The organism is Tunturiibacter gelidiferens (assembly GCF_013410115.1).
In the GTDB taxonomy this organism is placed as follows: domain Bacteria; phylum Acidobacteriota; class Terriglobia; order Terriglobales; family Acidobacteriaceae; genus Edaphobacter; species Edaphobacter gelidiferens.
The window spans coordinates 402,480-428,034 of record NZ_JACCCV010000001.1; the positions used below are offsets into that span (position 1 = coordinate 402,480).

Sequence of the window (25,555 nt, forward strand, 5' to 3'; positions counted from 1 at the left end):
AAAGGTGGGCACGCCGCGGCGTTCTCCGCCAAGGCCCGTAAGCTGAGGCGATCGCTATCCGTCGCTTATGTTCCGCAGAAGGTCTGACTGACGCGCTCCTCAGGGCGTGCGGGCGTGGCATACTTTTTCAGATCTGGCCTGTTCTCGTATGGCCGTGACACTACGTCCAGCAGTTCCTCAAATGGCTGGAAGTCTTGCCGCTCCACCGCGGCATTCAGCGTTGCCTCCACCAGGTGATTGCGCGGCATAAATGCCGGACTTGCGATTCGCATGGCCGCAGCGCGGGTCGATGCGGGTATAGGCTCCACTTCCATGCGCTGACGCCATCCAGTAGCCCACTTGTCATAGCTTGTTGGTTCATCGAACAACAAGCGCGCTCCTTCCTCGCTTTCCGATCCGTCCACGACATCGCAAAGTCGTCGAAAAGTAAGGGTGAAGTCTGCGCGGTTGGCGGCCATGCGGTCCAGCAGATCCTGTGCCAGCGCCGCATCTCCATCACTCTCTGTAAACAGGCCCAGCTTACGGCGCAGACCAGCGACGCTAGCCGCCTCGTACTGCGTTATGAAGCCGGCAAGCGCTTCCTTAGCCGAAACCAGCGCGTTCGCCTCGCTTCCCGTCTCCTGCTCCAGAATGGGCAGCAAGGTCTCAGCCAGGCGTGTCAGGTTCCAGTGTGCTGCAGGGGGCTGGTTGCCATAGGCATAGCGTCCCTGGTGATCGATCGAGCTGAACACCATGGCCGGATCGTACGCCTCCATAAAAGCGCAGGGTCCGTAGTCGATGGTTTCACCCGAGATAGAAGTGTTATCGGTGTTCATAACGCCATGGATGAAACCGAGGAGCATCCATTGTGCGACCAGTTGTGCTTGTCGACTAACCACTCCATTCAGCAACGCCCGGTAAGGCTGTTTCGTCTCTGCAGCCTCAGGATAGTGTCGCGCGATCGCATAATCCGCCAGAATTCGTGTCCCTTCCGTATCACCCCGTGCAGCGAAGTACTGGAAGGTGCCCACACGAAGGTGGCTCGCCGCCACTCGCGTCAGCACGGCACCAGGCATGACCTCTTCGCGCATCACCTGTTCGCCCGTCGTCACCGCAGCAAGTGCCCGGGTGGTCGGCACGTTCAGCGCCGCCATGGCCTCGCTCAGAATGAACTCACGCAAGACCGGACCCAGAGCGGCTCTGCCGTCGCCGCGCCGGGAGTAGGGTGTAGGCCCCGAGCCCTTGAGTTGGATGTCGTAGCGTATGCCGTCACGCCCCACCACTTCTCCCAGCAGATTGGCGCGGCCGTCACCCAGCTGAGGCACAAAATGTCCGAACTGATGTCCGGCATAGACTATCGCCAGAGGTTCAGATCCTTCAGCCACGCGGTTGCCAGCAAATATCTCGACACCTTCAGGGCTTGTCAGAGCGTCAGGATCCAGCCCAAGCTTCACGGCCAACTCCACATTTACCTTGACCAGGCGCGGAGCACGAACAGGGGTAGGATCCAATCGCGAGTAGAAGCCTTCAGGCAACCGAGCGTAGGTGTTTTCAAAGTTGAAGCGAAAGGGTTGGCGGTCGGAACCGCCTTTTACGGGCGGTTCGGCCGCATCGGTTGAACTCATAACCCATTTTACGTTGGCTGTCGCTTGTTGTTTCCCTTCAAAAAGGTTTCTCGGTCAAGCCCCCCATGCTGACTAAGACGTTGCATAGCTTCCGCCGAGTCGCTTTCGAATGAGATGTGGTGGCAGGTCCAAGCTATTTAAAACAGCATGAAAATAACCCATAAACTGGCCAAATGGCCAGTTTATGGGTTATTTTTACAATCTTCAAACTCGCTCAAAGTCAGATTCTCATGGGCATTAGGATGTATCTGTATTTCACATCCTCATTCGCATCTTCGGGCCGCATCTGCCCCGCGCTCTGTGCATCCTTGAACTCCAGACGTACCTCGCCCGTGTTGCCAATAGCCTTCAAAAAATCGATAAGATACTGGCTGTTAAACCCCACCACCAGCGGATCGTAGTTATAGGGCGTCTCAATCGTATCTTCCGACTCACCCGCATCTGTGCTCGACGACGAAAGCTTCAGCTCATTCTGCTCCAGCCGAATCTTGATCGCGCCGCTTCGCTCATCCGCAAACTGCGCCACACGCTGAATAGAACCCATCAGATCTTCACACCGGACGATCACAAACTTGTTGTTATCGCGCGGCAGCACCGCCTCATAGTTCGGAAACTGCCCGGTCAGCTTGCGGCTGGTCAGCACACGCCCACCAACCCGGAAGAACAGGGTCTGATCGTCATCGCCAAACTCTAGCGTCTCAGCTTCGGTCGAGCCTAGCAGAGAGGAGAGTTCACTCAGCGCCTTGCGCGGAATCAGCGTCTTCTTCTCGCCCGACACGCCATCCAACGTCTCCCCCAGCTTCTCGATATGCGCCAGCCGATGCCCGTCGGTCGCAACCATGGCCATGCTCTCTGCCTTCAGAACCAGCAGCGCCCCATTCAAAGTGTAGCGAGACTCTTCGTTTGAGATCGCGAAGATAGTCTTCGAAACCATGTTCTTCAGCGAAGGAACCGAGATCTTCACCGCGCCGCTAGCCGGAAACTCCGGCACCTGTGGAAAGTTCGCCCGCGCCATCCCGACCATCTTCGTATTCGACCGGCCGGCCCGGATCTGCACCCAGTGGTTGTCCATCAGCTTGATCGAGATCTCGCCCTCAGGCAGCAGCTTGATGTAGTCGTACAGTTTACGGGCGGGAATCGTGCAGGCACCCGCCTTCTTCACCTTGGCCGCGCAGCTTGTCCGGAGACTTTGATCGAGATCCGTCGCGGTAATGGTCAACCGATCGCCGCCCTCGCTCTGCGTCGCTTCGAACAAAAAGTTCGACAGGATCGGAATCGTTGTCTTCCGCTCGACCACGCTCTGGGCAGCGGTCAACTCTCGCAGCAACTCGGCGCGGGAGACGGTGATCTCGAGGTTGCCGGTTGGGGCTGGCGCTGCGCTCGTCTCGGTCGGCAAAGTCATCTCGGGCTCCTGGGTCGCACTAGTCACAGTTTTGTCTCCGTCTTCGTAGTTGGTGCTGGCCAAACTGTACACCGAATCGAACTCGCGATGCATCTCAGCCGCTCAACGTCTGCTTGATTCTAGGGGTGAACCGCCCTCCAGCGCGACAGATTTCTTTGTGGAAACCACGGTTGTTGTGTGCGATGCCGAAACCTGCCACAACTTTCCATCAACGGCGATTACTGCTTCTAAGAAACAAGAGAAAAAGAGACAAATACTAGTAGCAGTAACCGTTCTCGCTTGAAAAGTGGATATCTATCCCATCGATCTCATAAATAGGTGTTTATGCCAGTGTCCTGTTTTAGAAAACCGGCTGGCCCAAAGCGCACGTTCAGGAAGACTAGCTCCGTTCGTCTCATCAACCGCCCTCTTATCCCACTTCCTCACAGCCATACCTTTCAACTTGCGAGAAGACTCATCCCCAACCGTGGGAATATTCACCAAATAAAACAGAATCATGCATTTACCCCAACCACTTTTTTCACACCTGCGTCTCATGCCAGAGGATAATCAGTCCCGAACCCAAAGGAGCCAGCATGAAGATCGCTCTCTTCGGAGCCAGTGGTGCCACCGGAAAACTCCTCACACAGCGCTGCATCCACGCCGGCTACGAGGTCACAGCGCTGTTCCGGTCCACCCCGCCTCCCCATTTGCTCTTCACACGTCCTGCGTCTCCAGGCGCTCGGGAGCCCCTGAACTTCAAGATCGTCCGAGGCAGCGCCTTCGACCCTTCCCCCGTGCGTCAAACCATCGCGGGCGCCGACATAGTCCTGTCAGCGCTTGGCGCAAACTCCCTCAAGAAGGAAGACGTCCTCGAGCGCGCCATCCCGCAGATCATCGCCGCGATGCAGGACACCGAAACTCAGGCCAAGCCTGTCCGCCGCATCATCGTTCTTGGGTCCGCCGGCGCACTCTCCACCTCGCTCGACAAGCAGCCCGCCTGGCGTCGCTGGATCGTCCAGAACATCGTCTACAACACCCTCCTCAAGTGGCCCGTGGCGTCGCAGATCTCACAATGGAACAATCTCTCCCACAGCAGCCTCGACTGGACCATGGTGATGCCTCCCATGCTCACCAACACGCCCGGCCGCGGCGCCTATCGCATAGACGGCGACGCCTTGCCCCCAAACGGCAGCCGCATCTCTCGGGAGGACGTAGCCGACTTCATGATGCAGCAGATCGGCAGCCCTCAATGGATTCGCAAAGGCGTCTACATCACCTGGTGAAAGAAAAGAGGGGAACTTCCCAGCGGTGTTCCCGTACCTCACTCACCCCCGCATCGCAGATCGCAACAGAAAGAAAACCTCAATGATCCTAAAGCTCCCGACGAAACTCGCTGCGTCGCTCCTCGCCATCGCTCTCTTCTGTCTTCCCACCCCGGCTCCTACTCAGACGCCAGCAAAAGATCTAAACGCCAACTTCTTAGGCAAGTGGACAGGCCAGTTGGAGTATCGCGACTTCCAGAGCAACGCCCAGGTCTTCCTCCCAACCTGGTTGACCATCACCGAAACCGCCGACCAAAGGGCCCTTCAGTTCAACTACATCTACGACGACGGTCCATCGAAGACCGTTCGCGAATTCACAACCGTCACCCTGGACCCAATCGCTGCAAAGATCACCTTCACCTCCGATCGCGATAAATCCACTGACATCTACACTCTTCAGGGGCTCGAGGACTTCTCCAAACTTGGCCGTGGCACCCTCATCCTCACCGGTCCTGGCAAAGAGAACGACAGGCCTGTAGACGTCCGAATCACACTCACCCTGCGCCGCAACCTCTACACCTATCGCAAGGAGACCCGCCGCCCCGGCGAAGACTTCAAATTCCGCGACGCTTACACCTTCACCCGCGCCGAGCCGCCCTCGACGCCCTGAGTGTCGCGACTCTCAAGGGTGCACTACTAGTTGTTCATCGCAGTCTCGGCTGCCCCAGCCATCTTTACCGCATGCGCCACATCCGTCCTCTGGCTGGTCTTGCCAAAGTCCGTCTGCCGAGCCGCCGCCGTGTAGAACGCACGCGCCTCCTCCGGCTTCTTGTCCTTCTCCGCAGCCATCCCGGCGCTCAGCAGCCCGTTCAGCCGGTTCGGGCTAAGATTCAGGGCCATCTTGTACTCCACCAGCGCCTCACCCGGTCTCTTTTCCATCATCAGAAGATCACCCAGCATCTCCCGCGCTGGAATATCCACCTCGCCCTGCCCCAGCTTATCCTGCTGGTCGGCAGCCTTACGCATCGCCGTCACAGCGTTCTCAGGCTTGTTCTCCGCGAACGCCTGCCACCCCACCATCTCGTTCCTCTCCACCTCCATCGAGCTGATGCGCGACGCGTAGGGAGATTTCTTCAGCGCCTCAACTCCCTTATCAAACTCCGTCAGCGCCGAGGCGGCGAGCTTCGCATCCTTCAGGTGTCCCGCCGCTACGCCATGGCCCCAGTACGTATCGAACTTCAGATACTCCTTCGAACCCGGTGCCGGGGCCTCGGCAGCCAGAGTCTTCCAGTCATGCATCTCAATGCCGTATACCGCTCGCACCTCGTTGTCCAAGCGATTCCCGCCATGCTTCATGTCGTCCATGCCCGGCATGGCCTCCATCCGGTTGCCGACCGACCGCATGTCGTAGGTCAGCTCTTTAGCTTTCTGATCCTGTCCCACCTGCAGGTACGCATAGATCAGGAACTCCTTCGCATGCATCTGATGCGCGGCCCCCGGTTGGCCCGCGGCCTCTGCCTTCTCCGACGCCTTCACCGAAGCCACATTTGAATCGATATCCTCCTGCCACATTCCCAGCCGCGCAAAGATGTGCCCCGGCATATGCAGCGCATGGGCCGACGCCGGCGCAATCTTCGCGTATTCACGTGCCGCCTTCAGACCTTCAGGCGCCAGCGCCGGAGTATCGCACGTATGAATGATGTAGTGCGCGAGCCCTGGATGGTCTGGATGCGCCTCGAACAAAGGGATCAGAATCGCCAGCGCTTCATGCTCATGACTCAACGAGGTATCTATCGGTGACTCCGCGGCGAGGATCGCCAATGCGTCGAACGCCGCCCCTTCCACATCGTCGGGATAAGCTGCGTGGAGCGCATTCATCTTCGTTTCATATGCATCTGCCCTCTGTTGAAACGTCGCATCTTTAGGATCGAAGAACGCGCTCAAAGCCCCGATATAGGCCTGCTCGCGCGTCGTCACCACTGCAGGAGGCGCAGCCGGCCTCCGAGCCTCGGCCATCTCCTCCTCGCCGGTCTTCAGCGCTGCGGACTCTGGTTCTCCCCAAAGCTCCTGGTACTTCGTCATAGCCACACCCCAGTGCGCCATCGCGCATCCTGGGTCGTCCTTCGCGATCGCACGAAACTGCATCTCCGCCTGGGTGTATCCAAACGAGTGCAGCAAAGCCACTCCATGCTCCATCGGCCCCTGCGACCGCGCCGCACACGACGTCGGAAACGAAACCCGTCCCAGCGTCCGATCCGCATCATCGTGATGATGGTGGTGCTCCGCCGGCATTGATTGGGCATACGCGCACATCGCCGCGCACAAAGCTCCAAGGAAAAGAAAGGTCTTTCGCATGCTCCCAAGGCTATGCCTTGATCCTCCAACTCCGCAACAGCCTCATTCGTGATTAACCAGAACCTCTGTGACCTTAGTAAAGTAGGTCTGTCACTCAAGGAGTTCCCGTGAAGCCAGCGAACCGAATCGTCGCTACCCTGCTGTCCTTATCTCTCGCAACTCTCGCGCATGCGCAGACCTCTGCGGCCTCGGCGCAGCCATCAACTCCTCCTACGTTGATCGGTTCCATCGCAACGAGAACCGACTGGCCGCAGGCCAAACCCGACGACGTGAAATCACCCGAAGCGATTCTCAATGCTGTCTACAGCGTGATCTCTGGCCCCAAGGGCCAGGCGCGTGACTGGGACCGTATGCGCTCGCTCTTTATTCCTGATGCGCGCCTTATTCCTGCAACGACGTCAGCTGCTAGTGGGCGTAGTGACGCGGTTGTTCTGACGATTGACGGCTATATCTCTCGCAGTCAGGGGCGGATGACTACTAATGGATTCTTTGAGCGCTCTATTCACAATGAGATCGAGCAGTTCGGCAATATCGTTCAGGTATGGAGCACTTATGAGTCTCGGCACAGCGCTGATGATCCCGCTCCTTTTACTCGAGGGATCAATAGCTTTCAGTTGTTGAAGGATGGAGACCGCTACTGGGTGGTCAACATCTTCTGGGATTCTGAGTCTCCTGCCAACCCGATCCCTGCAAAGTACCTTCCGAAGTAGATTTTTTCTGGCTCTGGTGGAAGGCGTTTTAATTGGGGTTTTTGGGAAACAGGGTGTTTTTGTTGTGGTGTTTTGGTGGTGAAGACGTGGTGTTTTGCGTGGTAAACGTGGTGGGTTAGCAGCGTGTTTTTGGGCTGCTAAAAGTGCGCCACGTTTTTGAACTATTTTTTTCGGGCACTGTCCTGCCGGACGGGCTCCCTGCGCGGGAGGCGGTCACTTCGTGACTTGTATACCGCTTCGCCTGGTCCTCGCGTTGCTCGGAGGGAAGATCGTGCCGACCAGCGAGAGGACCTACGCTGCATATCCTGCCGAGACCGGTACACGCGTCACGAAGTGACCGCTCCGCGCGTAGCGGGCCCGTCCGGCATGACAGGGGTTTAGCTCAGCGTCTCCATCAGCTTGTTGATGGTGCGGTTCAGGTCCTTGTCAGCCCGGCGCTGTTCGTCGATCTTCGAGATCGAATGCATCACGGTCGTGTGGTGCTTACCGCCAAACTGCCGCCCGATCTCGGGCAGGGAAGCCTCGGTCAACTGCTTGGCCAGAAACATCGCGATCTGACGCGGCACGACGATCTGGCGGGAGTTGTTCTTCTGCTTCAACTCCGCGACCCGCATGCCGAACTGCTCAGCCACAGTGCGCTGAATCGTCTCAATCGTAATCTTGCGGACCTGCGTATCGATGAACTGCTTCAGGCACTGCTGCGTTACGGCAAGCGTGATCTCGACGCCATGCATGCTGCACCAGGCGATCAGCCGCACCAGCGCGCCCTCAAGCTCACGCACGTTGGTCCGCACGTTCGAGGCGATAAACATCGCGACATCAGTGGGGAGCTGGGTCTGTTCGCTTTCGGCTTTCTTCTGCAGGATCGCGACTTTGGTTTCGAGATCGGGCGGTTGAATGTCGGCGATCAGGCCCCACTCAAAACGTGACCGCAGGCGATCTTCAAAGTCGGCGAGTTCTTTCGGAGGCCGGTCGCTGGCAATGACAATCTGCTTCATGCTCTCGTGCAGCGTGTTGAAGGTATGGAAGAACTCCTCCTGGGTACGCTCCTTGCCGGCGAGGAACTGGATGTCGTCGATCAACAAGACGTCGACGTTGCGGAACTTGTCCCGGAATCCGGTCATCTTGTCGTAGCGGACCGAGTTGATCATCTCGTTGGTGAACTTTTCGCCGCTGACGTAGCTGATAGAGGCGTGCGGCTGCCGGCGCTTAACGTCGTGGCCGATCGCGTGCATCAGATGGGTCTTGCCCATACCGACGCCGCCGTAGAGGAAGAGCGGGTTGTAGGCCTTCGAAGGCCGTTCTGCCACGGCCTGAGCCGCTGCCGATGCAAACTGATTGCCGCTTCCGATGACGAAGGCGTCGAACTGGTAACGCGGGTTGAGCTGCGAGGCTGCGCTCCAGTCAAATCGCGCCTGCTCGGGCGTCGGCCCCGATACTGAGTTCGTCGATCCGCCGAGGCGCTGCTTGGGTGCGTTCTGGCTGTGGCTCGGCACAGGCGCAAAACCGCCGTCTTCCCGGACCTTGGGCGCGCGCGGGTCCTGCTCGGGTGTGGTGAACGCGACCGACTCGACGTCCAGTCCGAGGTTGTCAATAGCTTCCTGGATGAGGTCGGCGTAGCGATCGCCGATGTGCTGAAAGTCCGTGGAGGGAATTCGCACGAAGAGCTTTTTGCCCTCAAGATGTGAGAACCGTGTCGGCTTGAGCCAAGTCTCGTAAGACTGGCGGTTGATCTTCTTCTCAAGCGCAGCCAGAATACGAACCCAATAATTCAATACGGCGGTAGCCGTCGGAACGAATGACATTCTTTAGTTTCCTTGTCTTGTTTCCTGTTCCAAACCAGACGTGGCACTTCTTTCAGTCGTGCGGTTCACACGATAAGCAGCAAATAGAGGTCCATCCCTGCCCCTGAGGACAGGTGAAGACGGCCCCTGTGTTGCCAGAATTCTCTCCGCTGAGCACCCGTTGCAACACTGGCCGCGGAGAGGAGTAGTCAACGTAAAACAGAGTGCGGGACGGCTGGGCTTGCAGAAAAACGTGTTGCGAATCGGGTTCGATAGTAGCACGGAAAAGATGGCGTTTTTCAGACCTTCGCATCAAAAAAAGGAAGTTGCACCATTACCAGTGAAGAACTGAAATCAAGCGTCTGTAGCAGGGAGAAAATACGTTGCGACCAGATGTTTCTTCTCTACTACTGCGAAGTTTCTTGTGTTAAGAGATTCGCGATCCGGTCTCTTTGTATGGTGGGTTGATATCACTATCAGGATATCCGGTGTGTCTGTTTTGCGGTGCATGTGCGCGCCTTTGGTGGCAGTGATTTTCTTTTACAGGATAGTTTGTTGAGTCGTCTCATTTCGAAACTTTCGTCTCCCCATTGCATTCCGTCGTCGCTGCGAAGGAGTTCGATGGCTGATCCGATCAAGAGTCTTCGCTGAAAATAAGTTCGTCACTGGCACAAAGGACCCTTTATGGAACGCTCGGCGCGTTTCCAGATTTCGATGGACTGGGCTTTGACAGCAGAGTCCGCCGACTAGGTTTGTCCCTCAGGCGGTTGCTCAGGGTAGTAGAACGCATGTATCGCCTTAATCTGTCCATCTACGATGTGAATTCGGTCAAAAACGTGATCCACTCCATTAACAGTCTCCATGTCGAAGACGGTTGCAACGTAATCTCCCTCGACAATGTGCTGCTTTAACTGAATACCCCTGACCACGGGGAGAATTTGCGTAAGGAATCCGAGTATGGTTGCACGACCCGTCAATTTTGGCATGCGCGGCCCTTCAAATGTTACGTCTTCGGCAAAGGACACTTTGGACAAGTCCTTTGTTGCAAAGCAATCCAAATAGGCTTCGACCACAGCGACTTTCTGTTCTCGTGACATGACTGCTCCTCGCTCGCATATGATCTCAGACGCGCCACTGAGAGCCAATGAGCTTGGTTTTCGGGCAACTAACCTTATCTGAAGCGTGTGGCCAAAGGACGCAGCATTACGGCTGTGAAAATCCCGTCCGATCGGGTATACTCAGAGATTGTTGCAACAGCCTAAAAGTTTGAGCAGGTGTTCTACCCTGCGCAGGAGTTTTTTGTCATGCCGAAGCGTACTTTTCAACCCAACCGCCGCCACCGCGCCAAGACCCACGGTTTTCTTTCCCGCATGAAGACCAAGGCTGGTGCCGCTGTCCTCAGCCGCCGCCGTGCCAAGGGGCGTCACAAGATCGCCGTCAGCGCCGGGTTCCGCGACTAGTCTTTTTGCTTAGAGCCAGTTAGCCGATCAGCGTCTTGATGGGCGCTTGATATACAGGTTCCTCAGGAACTCGTAAGCAATAGAAAATCTGAAAAAAGTATATGTGGTTTGCAAAGACCATCGGGGAGAGCTATCGCTCTCGTTCGATGGTGTTTGCCTTTTGATAGCCACCGCTCTGGGTTTCGAGGTCCATCATTCAGATTCGAAATGAGTTTCCGTCTGCGGCGGGATTGCATCGGCTAAACCAACATCTACCAGCACGTAAAGCATCTGTTTTGGGGCAACCATCCGGCCGCGGCAGGTCTCTTAATGGGTGTCGGCAACGTTGAGATAGTGGTCGACGGCCGACAAAGGAGAGAATTGTCATGGCACAGAACATGAATCAGCCAAACCAGGGAAATCAAGGGAACAACCCGTCGCAGGGAAGCAACCAGGGCAACACGGCGACGAAGAAACCGGGTCAAGAGACAAACGTGAAGAGTGGAGACAGCAGCTCCACCCCTAAGAAATAGGTAGCGGTTGTTTTTGCAGGAACGCAGAGGGTGATCGTCCCTCGAGAAGCTCGCCGGGCCGGCGGGCTTCTTTGCGTGAAGAGGGTGAGGCGGCTGAGGGCGCTGGAAAGAAGGGAAGCTTGTAGGATGGAGACAGCGAGCCGTCTGCTTGTACGCCAATGACCGCGAATCCAAATTCGATCTTTCGCCTGCGGAAACACGCCGACTACCAGCGCGTGTATAAGGCCAGCCGCAAACAGTTCGCGAAACAGATGAGCTACTTCTTTACGCTTCGCCCTCAGCTTGGGGCCGATGGAACTCCATTGCGGGACGCCGATGCGTCGAGTCCGCGTGTGGGGCTGACGGTGGGGAAGGTGATGGGAAAGGCGGTTGACCGTAACCGCATCAAGCGCCGGATGCGCGAGGCCGTTCGCAAGAATCTTGCAACACTGAATACACCGGTCGATGTGGTGCTGCACCCGCGCCGCAGCGTCATCGATCTCGACTATCCGACCCTGAAGCGCGAGGTGGCAAGCGTCTTTCGCGCTATTCAGAAGGCGGCTGAACGGCAGCCCAGAGAGGGCGCGGTCCAGCCGATGTCTTCCAGGTCGCGGTGAAAGCGTGATGGACTCTCAGCCCAGTGTCGGCGTCCGCGTGGCCTACGGCCTCTACAAAGCGATCGTGTCGCCCGTGCTCCATGCCTTCAGTCCGAGCCAGTGTCTGTACCTTCCGACGTGTTCGGAGTATGCCTACGTTGCGCTGGTTCGCTTCGGTGTCGTGAAGGGGTCGTGGCTGGCGCTTCGGCGCGTCGGCAGGTGCCACCCCTTCGCTAAGGGCGGGCTGGACCCCGTGCCTCTGCAACGCTCGAAGGTTACCGTGGCCGCACCTATTTCCACAGACCATTTATCATAAAGGTAGCGTCTCCAAAGTCTGAGGAGACGGCCTTACGTTTTAGCAAAGAATAGGAAGTCTCTTTTGGCAGAGTTCAAAAACCCCAATCAACAGGGCGGCGGCGACAATAAATCGCTCCTCGTCATGATGCTCGTCCTGGTCACCGTCTTCTTTGGCCTGCAGTACTTCCGCTCGAAGAATAATCCGCAGACGGCCTCACCTAACGTTAGCCAGAGCACCGCTGCTGTGGGCGGAACGCAAGCCCCCGCGCAGACTCCGGCTCCTCCGGCGGTGACAAATTCAGCTGCAGCTGCTCCCGCAGCCTCCGGGGTTCCGGCGGTGCAGGCTCCTGCTGAGGCGACCACCACGGTCGAAAATGAGCTCTACCGCATCACCTTCACCAACCGCGGCGGTCAGGTGTCGAGCTGGATTCTGAAGAAGTATAAGGACTCGGATGGCAAGCCGCTGAACCTGGTGCACACGCAGGCTGCGCAGCAGTTTGGATATCCGCTGTCGCTGTATACCTATGATGCTGCGTTGACGGCGAGCTTGAGTAAGGCACTGTATGTGCCGTCGGCTAGCGGGGCGCTGGCAGCTCCTGCGAGTTTGACATTCAACTACTCGGACGGGGCGACGACGGTTCGCAAGACGTTCTCGTTTGACGAGACCTATGTTCTGCACGCCGATGTTGAGGTGACGCGCAACGGCGCACCGGTTCGCGCGCTGATCAACTGGCCGGGTGGGTTTGGCGACCAGGACAATGCATCCGCCTACGCGGGGGCGCAACTTGACTACGCACAGAACGCGAAGGAGCAGCACCTGGCCGCGAAGAAGGTCTCGGGCGGCGAGACGCTCAATGGGCCGTTCGACTGGGCCGGTACCAGCGATACCTACTTTGCAGCGATCTTCCTGCCGGATTCGCCAGACACGGCGACGGTGGCGATGTTGCATAACCAACTCGACGTAGCGAAGACGATTCGACGGACGGGGCTTGGGTCGGGCGCACCAGCTAAGGGTGCGATTGAGGTGCCGGTCCTTGGCGCGGCGCTCGGTGACACGAGTGGCCGCACTCAGACCCGCGTGTATGTTGGCCCTAAGGCAGTGAACGTTTTGCGCGGCATTCACGCGACCGGCAATACAATTTCGCTCGAGCCGCTGTTGGACTTCGGCTTCTTCGGGCCCATCGGCAAGTATCTCTTCCTCTCGCTGCAGTTCATCCACGCCCACATTACGTCGAACTGGGGCTGGTCGATCGTGCTGTTGACGGTGTTGATCAACCTGCTGATTCTGCCGCTGCGCGTGAAGACGATGCAGAGCGGCCTGAAGATGCAGCGCATTCAGCCGCAGATGGACGCGATCAAGGAGCGCTACAAGAAGTACAAGGCGACTGATCCGAAGCGCAATGAGATGAACGTCGAGATCATGAAGCTGCAGAAGGATAACGGCGTGAACATGTTCGGGGGTTGTATTCCGACGTTGATCCAGATGCCGCTGCTCTTCGCCTTCTTCAGCATGCTGCCGAAGGTGGTCGAACTACGCCAGGCGCACTGGTTCTGGCTGCCGGATCTTTCAAGCGCAGACCCATACCACATCCTGCCGATCGTGATGATCGTGAGCCAGTTCCTGGTGCAGTTTTACACACCCTCGCCAGGCGTCGATCCGCAGCAGCAGAAGATGATGGCGTTCATGATGCCGGCGGTGTCGGGTTACATGACCTGGAATTACGCGTCGGGTCTGGCTCTCTACTGGACGATCGGCAACCTGATCAGCATTGGGCAGCAATCTGTGATGAACCGCACCAGCCTTGGCCGTGAGATGCGCGAGATCGCCGCGAAACGAGCCCGCCGCAAGGCAGGAACGCCGACGACCATTTCGGGAAAGCGATGAGGTTTGGTGCGATAAACGCGCCATCGTCGGCAGCGCGACCCCAAAGCAGCGATACTTTGAGAGAATCAAATAACCAGGGGTTGAAACTTCATTCCCTTGAAATCGGTCTTAAGAAAATGACGAACCCCCTGATGGATCAGGGCCGTGCAGTGAAGAAGATCGCGGACTTCCTAAAAACTTTAACAGACACAGGAAGTCTCGATTTGCAGTCTCACATCCTTGCCTGCAACGGCCACGTGCAACCCAACGCTGACACTCCAACCGGCGCGAACTCCTCTGCCGTACCGGGCGCTTCCGGCTCCGAACCGTCGCCTTTGATTTGCGTCGAGTTTACCGGCACAGATACTCCTCTTCTCCTTGCGCGTAACGGCGAGCTGCTCTACGCCATCGAGCATCTTGCCGCCAAGATCCTCCGGCTCGAGCCCGAAGAACACGACCTGATCTTCTTCGACGCAGAAGGCTTCAAAGCCAAACGCGACCGGGAACTCCATCTCGCTGCCGAGACAGCCATCGAGCAGGTTCGCGCCACAGGCAGACCCTACTCCTTCCCGCCTATGACTTCGCGTGAACGCCGGATGCTTCACCTCGCCCTGACGAAGTCTGGATTGCCGACAGCCTCTTCCGGCGAAGGTCCCAGACGCTTTGTGGTTCTCTATCCAGAGGGCCCGGCGCCTGCGCAGCCGATCCCGACGGCCGACCGTACACGCGCCATTCGCAACAGTTTCCGTCGGCGCTAACGGCGCATCCATAGCGAGTTATTGGGAAGGTCAACTTTGCGAGCGAGGGAGCAGACTGCTAGCTTCCCATCTCTGCTTCACCGAACTTCCTTTGGGAGCCACCGCGATCGTCACGGATTGACCATCGAGGTAACGGTGCCAGTCTTCGGACTCTGCCACCTGCTTGAGCCCGGCATTCCGCTCCATTAGAAAGGCCGTGAGGTGGCGCTTGACCAGGATCTTCGTCGCGAGCCGTCCTATCGCGCCCCAGGGAGCGGTGAATCGAATCTCGTCGCGCAACCGGGTACCGTCATCCATGGCCGCGAAGTGATGTTCATGCTCAAAGTGTGAGAAGACACCCGTAACCATGACGTCACGAAAGTACGAATAGGGTCGCAGAACCTCGATGCGGCTCTTGTGTCGCAGTTTCAAACCGAGATGCCGGCCGCGAAAGGTTACTGTCTCGCCCTCGCTGATCAGACCCTTCGTCACCCCTTCTACTGCCTGCTCTCGGGAAGAACGCGCCGATGCAAGATGAAGATCAACACTCAGGGACAGCAAAAAACATCGTTCTACCGGTGCATCGATCCAGCTTTCTAGTCGAATCGTCTCCATGTCCATGGCCCAGTCACCGTTTACTCTTCAGTACTTGGCGTAACAGAAATAGATTACGCCAGTAATAGTATCTTTCCTATCCCACCTTTTGCTGCCGCTGCCTGAGCCTCGCCCGCTTCGGCGAGCGGCACCATCCTGTCGATTGGAATGGCAAACTGTCCGGCAACCAGGTCTTCGGCCAACGTTCTCAGTGTTTTAGCGTCTGGCACGGCCTTAACCGCCTCGACCCTGACCGTGGGATGCAACTTCGCATCTGTCGGGGGCCCCAGTACCGAAGCGAAGACTCCCCCCGGTTTCACCTTTGCCAGGAGTTTGTTCGCGGTCTGGCCGCCAACCGCGTCCGCGACCGCATCGAGAAATCCGATTTTCTCCATTGCCGCCGAGTCATCAAGCGCGACGATGTGGTCGGCCTTCAAGGTCTCCGCCTCTTGTAGCTGCGACTTTCTCACTCCCGCGATTACGATAGCCCCGGCCTTCTTCGCGGCCCATACCGCCGACCGGCCAACGCCGCCGACTGCACCGGAGACCAGCACGGTCTGGCCGGATTGAATCTTCGTGCCGCGAGTAATCAGCTGCTCCCCAGTCAGTGCCACCAGAGGCAGTGCTGCCGCATGCACGGGATCCAGCTTCTCCGGAACGAGCGCGAGATCGGTCGCTTTGACTACCACCAGCTCAGCGTAGGTTTTTGTCGCAAATCCCATCACTTTGTCGCCGGGCGCAAAGCCGCTCACGCGTTCGCCTACCTCACGAACGATCCCTGAGAGATCTCGTCCGATGATCGCGGGCAGCTCCAGCGGAAAGTGCTGCTTCGCCTCTCCGCTCCGCATCTTGTAGTCGATCGGATTGATACTGGTGGCCACAACCCTCACCAACACCTCACCCCTGCCGGCAACGGGGTCTGGAACAACTTCATACTTCAACTTATCCGGTCCACCATACTCATGCAGGACGACAGCCCTCATCGAACACCTCTAGAAGGGTGAGATGCATACAGAACCACTCCCGCACTTGAAGTGGTTAAACAGATGGAGACTAAATTTGTTGTGCCTGGGATCGAAGATCGGGACGTAGCCTTAGTCCGCTAGTGTTTCTTCCGGAAGATACTTTCGCCACTCCTGACTCTCGGCTACTTTTTTCAGCAGCTTCATCCTGCGCCGAAGCACCCGGGAGATGTAAGGCACAAGGATCGTACGGGCGACGATTCTCCCCGCCCACGAAAGCGGAAGAGTGAACCGAATCTTGTCGTTCAAAACTGTGCGTCCATCGATGTAGAAGAGGTGATGGTCGTGTTGGAACCGCTTGAAACGTCCCCTCCCCATCGTGTCCTGAAAAAACACAGGCGATTCGTATTGGGTAATGAGGGTCTCATGCATCTGCGGAAAGCCGAACTTCCATCCTGCCCACAGCAGCTTGTCTCCAGGTGCAATCGTTCCCCTGGTCTTGCCTTCGATCGGCTTCATTCCCAGCGTTTTTCCCACCAACTCAATGTTGGTCGAAAGCAGGAAACATCTCTCGATCGGAGCATTGATATGAACACTGTCGCTAATCGTAAACATCGGTCCCCTGTCGATTGTACTGCTGTTCAGCTTGCAGACTCAATCTAAACCTTTGTCCGTCAACAGATCCGCGGCGTCGCCGAACACCCTCGCCCTGCTCTATCGATACTTATCGCTTGATCATCAGTGATGGAGATCTCAGGAAACAGGTCCTCAACATCATGCGAATCCGCGTTCTGCTTCAGCCTTCTGGTGACAGCTATGGCATACCAGCTGGGTGTTTCTTGCAGTATACCCATCGATGGCACGAAAACGATCAAGTTCCGCGCCGCGTTCCGGCAACGTTGTATGGCACAACGCGCAAAGTCCAAGCTGACTCTTCCGCTTCGCCTCTTTCAGCTTGCGGCGCTGGGTCGGCGTTCCGCGCTCGTCGAACTCCAGGCGCTTGAGGATGTATCGCCGCATCTGAAACAGGCGTTCGCGATCGTCGCCGGTGACAGCAACGATTCGCTCGCGCAACTGATCGAGGATTGTAATCGCCGCTGCCCGGTCCTGATCGGAGAGCGAAGCCATCGTCAACTCCTCCACGTCGATTGAGAGTGCAACCGTCTTAAATCACAGAGCAACCGACCTTAATCACAGACCAACCGACTTCGAAGCGACCAATCCCCCGGCTCGTTCGATAAAGTCGTTGAGCGCAACACTGCCCTCATCGCCCTTTCCGCGTGTCCTCACACTCACGGCTTCCGTAGCCGCTTCCTTGTCGCCCACCACCAATACGAAAGGTACCTTCTGCAGGGTGAACTCGCGGATCTTCGCGTTCATCTTTTCATTCCGCTGGTCGAGCTCCACGCGCAGGCCCTCAGCTTCAAGCTTCGCCTTCACCGCGACGGCATACTCTACGTGCTTCTCCGAGATGGGTACGATTCCGATCTGCACCGGCGCGAGCCACAGCGGAAAAGCGCCGGCGTAGTGCTCAATCAGCACGCCGAAGAAGCGCTCCACCGAACCGAACAGCGCACGATGCACCATCACGGGTTGATGCAGCTCCCCGTCCTCGCCCTTGTACTCCAACTGAAAACGTGCGGGCAAATTGAAGTCGAACTGTACGGTCGACAGTTGCCACAGCCGTCCCAGGACGTCTACGAGTTTGATATCGATCTTCGGGCCATAGAACGCGCCCTCCCCGGGAATGGCCTTGAACGCGACTCCGCGTTTGGTAAGTACACCCTTAAGGGCCGACTCGGCTTTCTCCCAGTCGCCGGGATTGCCGACGAACTCTCCTGACTTCTTCGGATCGTGCAGCGAGAGCTCGACCCGATACTCGTTGAACCCGAAGGTCTTCAGCACAGCTTCGGCGAAGTCGAGACACCCTTCAATCTCATCGACGACCTGCTCCGGCATGCAGAAGATGTGCGCATCATCCTGCGTGAAGCCGCGTACGCGCAGCAAACCGTGCATCGTGCCCGACCGCTCGTAGCGATACACGTTGCCGAGCTCCGCGTATCGCACGGGCAGGTCGCGATAACTCTTGGGCGAGTTCTTGTAAATCAAGATGTGGCCGGGACAGTTCATCGGCTTCAGCCGGTACTCCGCGTCGTCGAGCTCCATCGGCGGATACATGTTCTGCGAATAGAAACCTTCATGTCCCGAGATCTTCCAAAGCTCTCGTCGCATGATGTGCGGCGTGTAAACCATATCGTAACCGCGACGGATACATTCTTCGCGCATCCAGTCTTCCATCGTCTTACGAATGAGTCCGCCCTTGGCATGCCAGAAGATCAACCCCGATCCCGCGACCTCCTGGATGGAAAACAGATCGAGCTGCTTGCCGAGCACGCGATGGTCGCGAGCCTTGATCTCCTCGAGCCGCTTGAAGTGGGCGTCGAGATCCTTCGTGTTGAAGAATGCAGTGCCGTAGATTCGCTGCAGTTGCTGATTCTTCTCATCGCCCAGCCAATAGGCTCCGGCAACCGATGTCACTTTGAACGCCTTCACGCGGCCCGTGGAAGGCACATGCGGGCCACGGCAAAAGTCGACAAACTTGCCGTTGCGATAGAGCGAGATCTCGTCGCCCGGCTGCGTAAACTTCTCGATGAAGTGGACCTTCATGAATTCGCCCTGCTCGGCGTAGTCCTTCAGTCCCATCTCGCGCGACTCTTCCTCACGCAGAAACTTCTCATCGCGCGCAACGACCGCGCCCATACGCGTCTCGATCGCGGCGAGATCTTCGTCGCTGAACGGCGTCTCACGGTACACGTCATAGAAGAAGCCGGAGTCCGTCGCCGGTCCATGTCCGAGCTTGGTCTCGGGAAAGAGTTCGAGAATCGCCGTAGCCATCACGTGCGCGGCGGAGTGACGCACCACCTTCAGTGCAGCCTCGTCGCTCTCCTTCAGGAGCTCGAGCGCTACATCTTCCGTTAGGGGCGCGGTCAAATCGACCAACCGCTCTCCACTCTCAGCGCCGCCATACATCGCGGCTTCTGAGGTCTCATCCGTCTCAACAGCTCCGGTAGTCGCCGGCGTCAGCGGACGAATCCGCGCTACTACCACCGCTGCAGCTAGTCGCGGCGAGATGCTCATCGCCACGTCATACGCTGTCGTACCGCGCGAAACCTCGCGCACTGAACCGTCCGGAAGCTGAATCCTGATCATCTGCTCGCTCACATCTTCAAGAATAGATGGTTGCCGCAAATCGCGTCGAGGTGACGGCTTGCGAATGGGATACGAACCTGGGCGCCGTCGGTCATAATCGCGGGCGTTACTACCGAACCATACCGTTGACACGAGCGTGCTATGGCTTCGTCCGCAGGCTCCGGCTACGGTAAGGATGTTTGAGAGTGTCCAGAAATTCGGGTGAAATCGCCCACAGGACGACAACTACATGCAGGTGTTACTTAGAAGATCCGAGTTCCGGCAGGACATTCACTGTTCGGTTTGCGGTCAGGGCTTCCGCCTCTACTGGGAATCAAGTTCCCCTGCTGAACGCGCTACCACGCGCTCCATCGTTCTCGGCGAGCTCCGCGACCATCACTCTCCGGAGCAGAGCGACGACAAAACTCCTGCAGCCCACCCCTTCGATCTGTTTCGGCTTCCGGGCTGGACGGGATCGCCGCGATTCACCAGGACGGCGATGCTTGCCGGTCCTGCTCGGATACCCAGCGAGATCTCCAAGGTGGTCATGATCTCGAGACGAGCCAAAAAAGAGCGGTAACTTCCCCGTTCATTTGAGCAGCCGTTGCAATGGCGGACAGCTATTTAGCTGTCCGCCACCTTCTTTTTGGGGAGAGATCGACTGCGGAGTCGGCCCGATCAGATCACAAATGCCAAAAAGGAAAGGACCGCACCCCTGTGGGCAACGGTCCTGTTTTCTTATTGCTGTTGCTGCTTTAGTTAAGCGATCTCTGGAACACTCTTCATCGTACGTTCTGCGGGGACATGTTTCTTCAACCACACATTCGCCCTCCACCGACCGAAAAACGGTGCCACGGCGATCATTCCAAAAGCGATACCTAGTGCTAAGCGCATAAAACGTCTCCTTTCTCCCCTTGGGTTTTAAGGACCCCTCCAGGGCTTGAACCGGCAGATTAGTTTGCAAAACATTGCATGTTGCAACTGTTGATACCCCACTATCCGCCCGCCGAACCACCCTCGATATCCCACCTTGGTGTTACAGGCGGCACGGCAGTGGAATTTGCGAGTTCGACCCGGGTCACGGTGCCCGCCGCAGTATTCAAAGCCGCGCCATCGCCTAAAATAGCCCCATGTCCTACACGGCAGCGGTCGACCATCTCTACGCTTTAGGGCAGGAACTTGCCCCCGCAACACCCAGTACGCCCCGCCGCAAATTCGACCTCGCCCACATGCGAGTCCTCGCCGCGGCACTCGGCGACCCTCAAATGACCTTTCCCTCGATTTTGATCGCTGGAACCAATGGCAAAGGCTCTACCGCTGCCACCCTGGCCAGTATCCTCACCGCCGCCGGCTACCGTACCGGCCTCTACACCTCACCCCACCTGATCCGCGTCAACGAACGAATCCAGATCGACGGTCATCAGATTCCGGACGAAGACTTCGCCCGCCTCTACTTCCAGGTCGACGAGGCCGCCCGCCATCTCGTCGAAGCCGGCGACCTGCCGTACCCGCCCAGCTTCTTCGAGGTGCTCACCGCGGTAGGCTTTCTCTATTTCGCTGGAGAGAACGCAACGCACGCGGAAAAGACTCGGGTGGACATCGCCATCCTCGAAGTTGGGCTGGGGGGACGTCTCGATGCCACCAACATCGTCGAACCGCTCCTTTCAATCCTCACCGACATCGCTCTCGACCATCAGGACTATCTCGGCAACACTATCGCAGAGATTACCCGCGAAAAAGCCGGCATCCTGCGCCCTAACGGCACTCTCATCACCCTCCCTCAACACCCCGACGCGAATCAGGCTATCGGCGAGGCTGCAGCCACTCTCAATCTCCGCGCCATCAACGCCGCCAGCTACATTCCCGGACAGACTCCAGGTGTTTCGAGATCTGTTCCTGGCCACCAAGTGGGAGCGTCAGGAAAGCAAGCGGCAACCCCGCTTCCAGCCAACCACTACAGCATTACGCTCGACGGGGAAGCCCTCGAAGTGAATTCGCCCCTCTCCGGGCATCATCAGCAGCGTAATATTGCGCTGGCAATCGCCGCTGCGGCAGAGTTACGTCACTTAGAAGGTTACAAATTAGGCCAGATTGCTGGAGAAAGTAACCAAATTGGTTACAAAATAACCAATGCCCATATCGAAGCAGGAATTCGGAATACGCACTGGCCCGGCCGCCTCGAACTCTTCACCTTCTCCGATGGTCCGCAGCTTTTGCTCGACGTAGCGCATAATCCGGCCGGTGCCTGGACGCTCCGCGCCGCGATCGCACAGCTTCCCGAAGCCCAGCCTCGCACCCTCGTCTTCAGCTGCCTCCGCGACAAGGATCTCAACGAGATGGCCCAGATACTCTTTCCGCTCTTCGACGCCTCCTCCACAGATTCCAAACGCAGCAAGGACCACATTGTCTTCGCTCCAATCGATAATCCCCGTGCCGCTCATATCGACGACCTCCTGGCCGCTGCGCACGCTCTCGATATTCCAGCTCACGCTGCGCCTCACCTTGCCGCCGCCCTCGCCCAGGCGCGTGCCGTAACGCCCTCAGACGGTCTCATCATCGCTACCGGCTCCGTCTATTTAGTGGGCGAGATTCGCCGCCTCGCCGGAGAGCTATGAACGACTCTCCTCTGGCGGAAAACCTGCCGGGCAAGAATGAGAACGGCGCCGCTTCCGTATCATCCGAACCAAAGCCGTCTGCTCAGCCTGCCTTCTCCGTAGAAGAGCCGGAGGGTCTACCCTTCACCTCGAAGCAGCCCCCGCTGTTGCTTCGCTGGTTGTCGTACCTTCTTCTAATCCCCCTTGTGGGCCTTGCGACTGCGGGTTTCGGATGCATCTCCCTCCTGGCCGGCCTTTGGGATAAGTCTGGCCGCCAGCAGCACGCGATTGCACACCTCTGGGCGCGCACGCTCCTGCTCATCAGCCTGTCTCCCGTCAAGATCATCGGCCGCGAAAAGCTCCACGAGCAGGAGACCGCCGTCTACGCCTCCAACCATCTCAGTTATATGGACACGCCAGTCCTCTTCGCCAAACTGCCCTTCCAGTTCCGCATTCTGGCCAAGCAATCGCTCTGGAAGATTCCGTTCATCGGCTGGTACCTCAATCGCTCTGGCCAGGTTCCGGTGGATTCGAAGAGTCCCCGCTCCCTGATAGCCAGCCTGAACCGGGGCGTCGCCACGCTGAAGCATGGTCTGCCACTGGTTCTCTTTCCGGAAGGGGGCCGTGCAGCGACAGGCCAGCTCCAGACGATGATGTCCGGCTGCGCTTACATGGCCATCAAGGCCCAGGTTCCCCTGGTGCCGCTCACTCTCATCGGCACCTACGAGCTTCTTCCCATCCACGTCTATGCTCTTCATCCTCGCCCCGTCTTCATCGTCATAGGCGACCCAATTCCTACCGTCGGCCTCAATGCCCGGGACGCGGACTCACTTACTCAGCGGCTCTACGACTCCATCTCCGCCACGTACTCCCAGTACTCCACCAATCAATAGTGAGTTTCACTTGTGGCCAGTTACGGAGAAGATGTTCCACGTGGAACACAGCGACAAGTCGTATGATTAATCTGCCATGAAGCCCCGCATCGCCATCCCCGTTCCCACGAGTACAGACCTCGCCTATAACCAGCGCTCATGGCCCCAGTACGCGGCCGCGGTAGAACGTAGTGGGGGCGATCCGGTTGCAATCTCACTCAACGAGACTCCCAGAGCGATCGCAGATCTCATCAACACCTGTCAGGCCGTCCTCCTTCCCGGCAGCCCCGCCGATGTAAACCCGCAGAAATACGGCCAGGAACCCGTCCCTGAGTGTTCTCCTGCAGACAACGCCCGGGAAAATGTGGACGAACTCCTCATTCAGGACGCCCACAACCTCTACAAACCCATCTTCGCCATCTGCTTTGGCCTGCAGTTCCTCAACGTCTGGCGCGGAGGAACGCTGGTACAGGATCTCTCAATCCTCCCGGTAAACCATGCCGCCGGCAGAAGTGTAGCAATAGCCCATAACGCCGCAATCGCACCAGACTCCCTCCTGGGCTCTTTCCTGGACCCCGCCGAGGCTTCCGAACAGGACGAATTCCTTCGTCTGCCCATCAACTCCAGCCACCATCAGGCTATCGGCATCCCCGGTGATGGTCTCCGCGTCGCCGCGCGCTGCCCGCAAGACGGAGTCATCGAAGGCGTTGAGGGCGGCCAGGCCAGCGAAGGCGCCACCTCACACTTCGTTCTGGGCGTCCAATGGCATCCCGAGCGGAGCTATGACCTCAGCCCCTCGTCCCGCGCTCTCTTCGATCGTTTCGTCGAGCAAGCCGCCACTTGGACCCCGCGCCATATCCACACCTCCGTCGCCTGAAGGCATCGTTCTATTCATAACGTTCCACGTGGAACACTCCTATTCCCAAGACTCAACCGCTGAGACCTAACCCTGAGATACTGGACTTCCATGCCAACCCTCTCAGAGGCGAAGATCGCCTCACTCCTGACCCCGTATCTTCCGAGTGCAGCACCCGTTATCGTCTCCCAGCTCTCCCTCTACCTAGAACTCCTCCTCAAGTGGAACGCCCGCACCAACCTCACCGCAATTCGCGACCCCGAGGAGATCGTCCGTCGTCACTTCGGCGAAAGCCTGTTTGCAGGACAACATCTAACCCCCGAAATCAGGACGCTCCTCGATTTCGGCTCCGGCGCAGGTTTTCCCGGCCTGCCCATCGCCATTCTCCGCCCCGAGATCGCCGTAACTCTCGCCGAATCTCAAAATAAAAAGGCCACCTTTCTGCGCGAAGCCGTTCGAATCCTTGGCCTGCCGGTCGAAGTATGGGCGGGCCGGGTCGAAACCATGCCAAAAACCATTCAATTTCATACAGTTACGCTTCGCGCAGTGGACAACATGGCGGCCGCCTTATCGTCTGCTGCTCCCCTCGCCGAAAAAGAACTCCTTCTACTCGTGGGAGCCCCACCAATCCAGCCTCCCGGTTTTACCCTTCGAGCCCCGATCCCCATCCCCGGTACCCAAACCAGCATCCTTCTTCGCGCTACTCGCCAATAAATGTTCCACGTGGAACAAAAGATTTCCACATCGCTTCTCCCGAAAGCCTTCAATCCAGACGCCGAAAACACGTATCCCACAAGTTCTCCACAGCCCTTGCGGGTTCTGCACAGACCAGCCGCCATTGCCACGCCGCTCGCCTCCCGATACCCTGCAACTACCGCAATGACGACTGAACAGCTCACTCCCAAGCCTGAAGACGCAGCGCAAAAGCCCGCAGACCCGGAATCTTCGCCGAAGCCTTCCAAAGTCATTGCCGTCGTCAATCAAAAGGGCGGAGTCGGCAAGACGACCACGGCCATCAACCTCGCAGCTGCCCTCGCCCTCGAAGGCCTCAATACCCTTCTCATCGACTGCGATCCGCAGGCCAACTCCACCGGCGGACTTGGCTTCGCCCGCGCCAAGGATGGCGAGGAAGCCCGTCTCAGCATCTACGACATCCTGGTTGGCCAAACCACCATCGCCGAAGCTCTTCTCTCCACCGAAATCGACACACTGAAGCTCGTTCCCAGCAGCAAAAATCTCATCGGCGCCACCATCGAGCTGATATCCCTCGACCGCCGCGAATACAAGCTCCGCGAAGCCATAGAGCCCATCCGCGCCAATTACCCCTTTATCCTCCTCGACTGCCCCCCAGCTCTCGATCTGCTCACCCTCAACTCCCTCGTCGCCGCTGACAGCCTCCTCGTCCCCATGCAGGCCGAGTACTTCGCCCTCGAGGGCATCTCGGAGCTCATGAGTACCCTGGACCGCGTCGGCCAGGCATTCAACCCCGGCCTTGTTCTCGAGGGCGTCCTCCTCACCATGTACGACGACCGCACGAACCTCTCCCAGCAAGTCTCGGAGAATCTGCAAGCCTTCTTTACGGACAAGCTCCTCAAGACCACGATCCCCCGCAACATCCGCCTCGCCGAAGCCCCCAGCCACGGCAAGCCCGTCTCGCTCTACGACCCCAGGTCTCGCGGCTCGGAGGCCTATCGCGAGTTGGCCCTTGAACTCCTGACTCGCAATAAGATGGACAGCCCAGAAGAGAAACGCAGAAAAAGGGCAGCCGCAGCGGCCGCAAGCTCTCTCAAGTCCTTCAACAAACTCGAAAAGAAGACCCGCTTCTGGCAGTCCAGCAAATAGAACAGAACTCACACCGAACAACGGGAGGGATCACTACAGATCCGCGAAGCCACAACAGGGTATACAAGTCACGAAGTGACCGCCCCACACGCAGTGGGCCCG

General features: G+C 57.9%; 25 protein-coding genes. 15 read left to right on the forward strand and 10 right to left on the reverse strand.

The annotated features are described in order from the left end of the window. Positions 1 to 65: 65 nt before the first annotated feature. Positions 66 to 1,604: a protein adenylyltransferase SelO gene (locus HDF12_RS01770; RefSeq protein ID WP_179580762.1), complete on the reverse strand. Its 1,539-nt coding sequence runs from the start codon at positions 1,602 to 1,604 to the stop codon at positions 66 to 68. Positions 1,605 to 1,824: 220 nt separating this feature from the next. After that, entirely contained in the window at positions 1,825 to 3,006 is a 1,182-nt protein-coding gene (gene dnaN, locus HDF12_RS01775) for a DNA polymerase III subunit beta (protein ID WP_179583232.1), read from the reverse strand. 575 nt (positions 3,007 to 3,581) lie between these two features. Here dnaN and HDF12_RS01780 point away from each other — a divergent pair. Both HDF12_RS01780 and HDF12_RS01785 read left to right on the forward strand, forming a co-directional pair. Then, positions 3,582 to 4,271 (forward strand): NAD(P)-dependent oxidoreductase, encoded by a 690-nt coding sequence (locus HDF12_RS01780; RefSeq protein WP_179580764.1) that lies wholly within the window; start codon positions 3,582 to 3,584, stop codon positions 4,269 to 4,271. Positions 4,272 to 4,353: 82 nt separating this feature from the next. After that, positions 4,354 to 4,920, forward strand: coding sequence for a hypothetical protein (locus HDF12_RS01785; protein ID WP_179580766.1), 567 nt, complete (start codon positions 4,354 to 4,356; stop codon positions 4,918 to 4,920). A 26-nt stretch (positions 4,921 to 4,946) separates the two neighbouring features. On the opposite strand, the gene HDF12_RS01790 is transcribed toward HDF12_RS01785, so the two are convergent. Then, the gene (locus HDF12_RS01790; RefSeq protein WP_179580768.1) at positions 4,947 to 6,605 is read right to left on the reverse strand and encodes a tetratricopeptide repeat protein; all 1,659 of its coding nucleotides are present in this window, start codon (positions 6,603 to 6,605) and stop codon (positions 4,947 to 4,949) included. Between the two features lie 107 nt (positions 6,606 to 6,712). Between HDF12_RS01790 and HDF12_RS01795 the strand changes: the two genes are divergently transcribed. Continuing rightward, positions 6,713 to 7,315, forward strand: coding sequence for a hypothetical protein (locus HDF12_RS01795; protein WP_179580770.1), 603 nt, complete (start codon positions 6,713 to 6,715; stop codon positions 7,313 to 7,315). 377 nt (positions 7,316 to 7,692) lie between these two features. On the opposite strand, the gene dnaA is transcribed toward HDF12_RS01795, so the two are convergent. After that, complete coding sequence (gene dnaA / locus HDF12_RS01800; RefSeq protein ID WP_179580772.1) at positions 7,693 to 9,120, reverse strand: chromosomal replication initiator protein DnaA; 1,428 nt, start codon at positions 9,118 to 9,120, stop codon at positions 7,693 to 7,695. Between the two features lie 725 nt (positions 9,121 to 9,845). Continuing rightward, entirely contained in the window at positions 9,846 to 10,196 is a 351-nt protein-coding gene (locus HDF12_RS01805; protein ID WP_179580774.1) for a nuclear transport factor 2 family protein, read from the reverse strand. Positions 10,197 to 10,403: 207 nt separating this feature from the next. Here HDF12_RS01805 and rpmH point away from each other — a divergent pair, with 207 nt between their 5' ends. The 6 genes from rpmH to HDF12_RS01835 all read left to right on the forward strand — a co-directional run bounded on the left by rpmH (position 10,404) and on the right by HDF12_RS01835 (position 14,565). Beyond that, positions 10,404 to 10,559 carry a 50S ribosomal protein L34 gene (rpmH, locus tag HDF12_RS01810; RefSeq protein ID WP_123490004.1) on the forward strand — a complete coding sequence of 52 codons (156 nt, stop codon included), beginning with the start codon at positions 10,404 to 10,406 and terminating at the stop codon, positions 10,557 to 10,559. Positions 10,560 to 10,924: 365 nt separating this feature from the next. Beyond that, entirely contained in the window at positions 10,925 to 11,071 is a 147-nt protein-coding gene (locus HDF12_RS01815) for a hypothetical protein (RefSeq protein WP_179580776.1), read from the forward strand. Between the two features lie 158 nt (positions 11,072 to 11,229). After that, the gene (rnpA, locus tag HDF12_RS01820; RefSeq protein ID WP_179580778.1) at positions 11,230 to 11,667 is read left to right on the forward strand and encodes a ribonuclease P protein component; all 438 of its coding nucleotides are present in this window, start codon (positions 11,230 to 11,232) and stop codon (positions 11,665 to 11,667) included. Positions 11,668 to 11,674: 7 nt separating this feature from the next. Next, positions 11,675 to 11,962: a membrane protein insertion efficiency factor YidD gene (gene yidD / locus HDF12_RS01825; RefSeq protein ID WP_179580780.1), complete on the forward strand. Its 288-nt coding sequence runs from the start codon at positions 11,675 to 11,677 to the stop codon at positions 11,960 to 11,962. Positions 11,963 to 12,025: 63 nt separating this feature from the next. Then, positions 12,026 to 13,828: a membrane protein insertase YidC gene (yidC, locus tag HDF12_RS01830; protein WP_179580782.1), complete on the forward strand. Its 1,803-nt coding sequence runs from the start codon at positions 12,026 to 12,028 to the stop codon at positions 13,826 to 13,828. A gap of 203 nt (positions 13,829 to 14,031) precedes the next feature. Beyond that, entirely contained in the window at positions 14,032 to 14,565 is a 534-nt protein-coding gene (locus HDF12_RS01835) for a Jag family protein (RefSeq protein ID WP_257025306.1), read from the forward strand. 30 nt (positions 14,566 to 14,595) lie between these two features. Here the strand turns inward: HDF12_RS01835 and HDF12_RS01840 are convergent, their stop codons facing one another. The 5 genes from HDF12_RS01840 to thrS all read right to left on the reverse strand — a co-directional run bounded on the left by HDF12_RS01840 (position 14,596) and on the right by thrS (position 19,310). Next, positions 14,596 to 15,036 carry an SRPBCC family protein gene (locus HDF12_RS01840; RefSeq protein ID WP_179580784.1) on the reverse strand — a complete coding sequence of 147 codons (441 nt, stop codon included), beginning with the start codon at positions 15,034 to 15,036 and terminating at the stop codon, positions 14,596 to 14,598. 176 nt (positions 15,037 to 15,212) lie between these two features. Continuing rightward, positions 15,213 to 16,121, reverse strand: coding sequence for an NADP-dependent oxidoreductase (locus HDF12_RS01845; protein WP_179580785.1), 909 nt, complete (start codon positions 16,119 to 16,121; stop codon positions 15,213 to 15,215). 111 nt (positions 16,122 to 16,232) lie between these two features. Continuing rightward, complete coding sequence (locus tag HDF12_RS01850) at positions 16,233 to 16,715, reverse strand: SRPBCC family protein (RefSeq protein WP_179580786.1); 483 nt, start codon at positions 16,713 to 16,715, stop codon at positions 16,233 to 16,235. 159 nt (positions 16,716 to 16,874) lie between these two features. Beyond that, on the reverse strand, positions 16,875 to 17,228 hold the full coding sequence (locus tag HDF12_RS01855) for a hypothetical protein (protein WP_179580787.1): 354 nt from the start codon (positions 17,226 to 17,228) through the stop codon (positions 16,875 to 16,877). A 63-nt stretch (positions 17,229 to 17,291) separates the two neighbouring features. Beyond that, positions 17,292 to 19,310 (reverse strand): threonine--tRNA ligase, encoded by a 2,019-nt coding sequence (thrS, locus tag HDF12_RS01860; protein WP_179580788.1) that lies wholly within the window; start codon positions 19,308 to 19,310, stop codon positions 17,292 to 17,294. 229 nt (positions 19,311 to 19,539) lie between these two features. On the opposite strand from thrS, the gene HDF12_RS01865 reads away from it, so the two are divergent. The 6 genes from HDF12_RS01865 to HDF12_RS01890 all read left to right on the forward strand — a co-directional run bounded on the left by HDF12_RS01865 (position 19,540) and on the right by HDF12_RS01890 (position 25,453). Then, on the forward strand, positions 19,540 to 19,869 hold the full coding sequence (locus HDF12_RS01865; RefSeq protein ID WP_179580789.1) for a hypothetical protein: 330 nt from the start codon (positions 19,540 to 19,542) through the stop codon (positions 19,867 to 19,869). A gap of 550 nt (positions 19,870 to 20,419) precedes the next feature. Then, positions 20,420 to 21,904 (forward strand): bifunctional folylpolyglutamate synthase/dihydrofolate synthase, encoded by a 1,485-nt coding sequence (locus tag HDF12_RS01870; protein ID WP_179580790.1) that lies wholly within the window; start codon positions 20,420 to 20,422, stop codon positions 21,902 to 21,904. After that, positions 21,901 to 22,776 carry a lysophospholipid acyltransferase family protein gene (locus tag HDF12_RS01875; protein ID WP_179580791.1) on the forward strand — a complete coding sequence of 292 codons (876 nt, stop codon included), beginning with the start codon at positions 21,901 to 21,903 and terminating at the stop codon, positions 22,774 to 22,776. Before HDF12_RS01870 ends, HDF12_RS01875 begins: the two co-directional genes overlap by 4 nt. Before the next feature lie 76 nt (positions 22,777 to 22,852). Continuing rightward, a complete protein-coding gene (locus HDF12_RS01880) occupies positions 22,853 to 23,632 on the forward strand; it encodes a gamma-glutamyl-gamma-aminobutyrate hydrolase family protein (protein ID WP_179580792.1) in 780 nt (259 codons plus the stop codon). A gap of 90 nt (positions 23,633 to 23,722) precedes the next feature. Continuing rightward, on the forward strand, positions 23,723 to 24,325 hold the full coding sequence (rsmG, locus tag HDF12_RS01885) for a 16S rRNA (guanine(527)-N(7))-methyltransferase RsmG (RefSeq protein ID WP_179580793.1): 603 nt from the start codon (positions 23,723 to 23,725) through the stop codon (positions 24,323 to 24,325). Between the two features lie 165 nt (positions 24,326 to 24,490). Continuing rightward, a complete protein-coding gene (locus HDF12_RS01890; RefSeq protein WP_179580794.1) occupies positions 24,491 to 25,453 on the forward strand; it encodes a ParA family protein in 963 nt (320 codons plus the stop codon). Positions 25,454 to 25,555 lie beyond the last annotated feature (102 nt).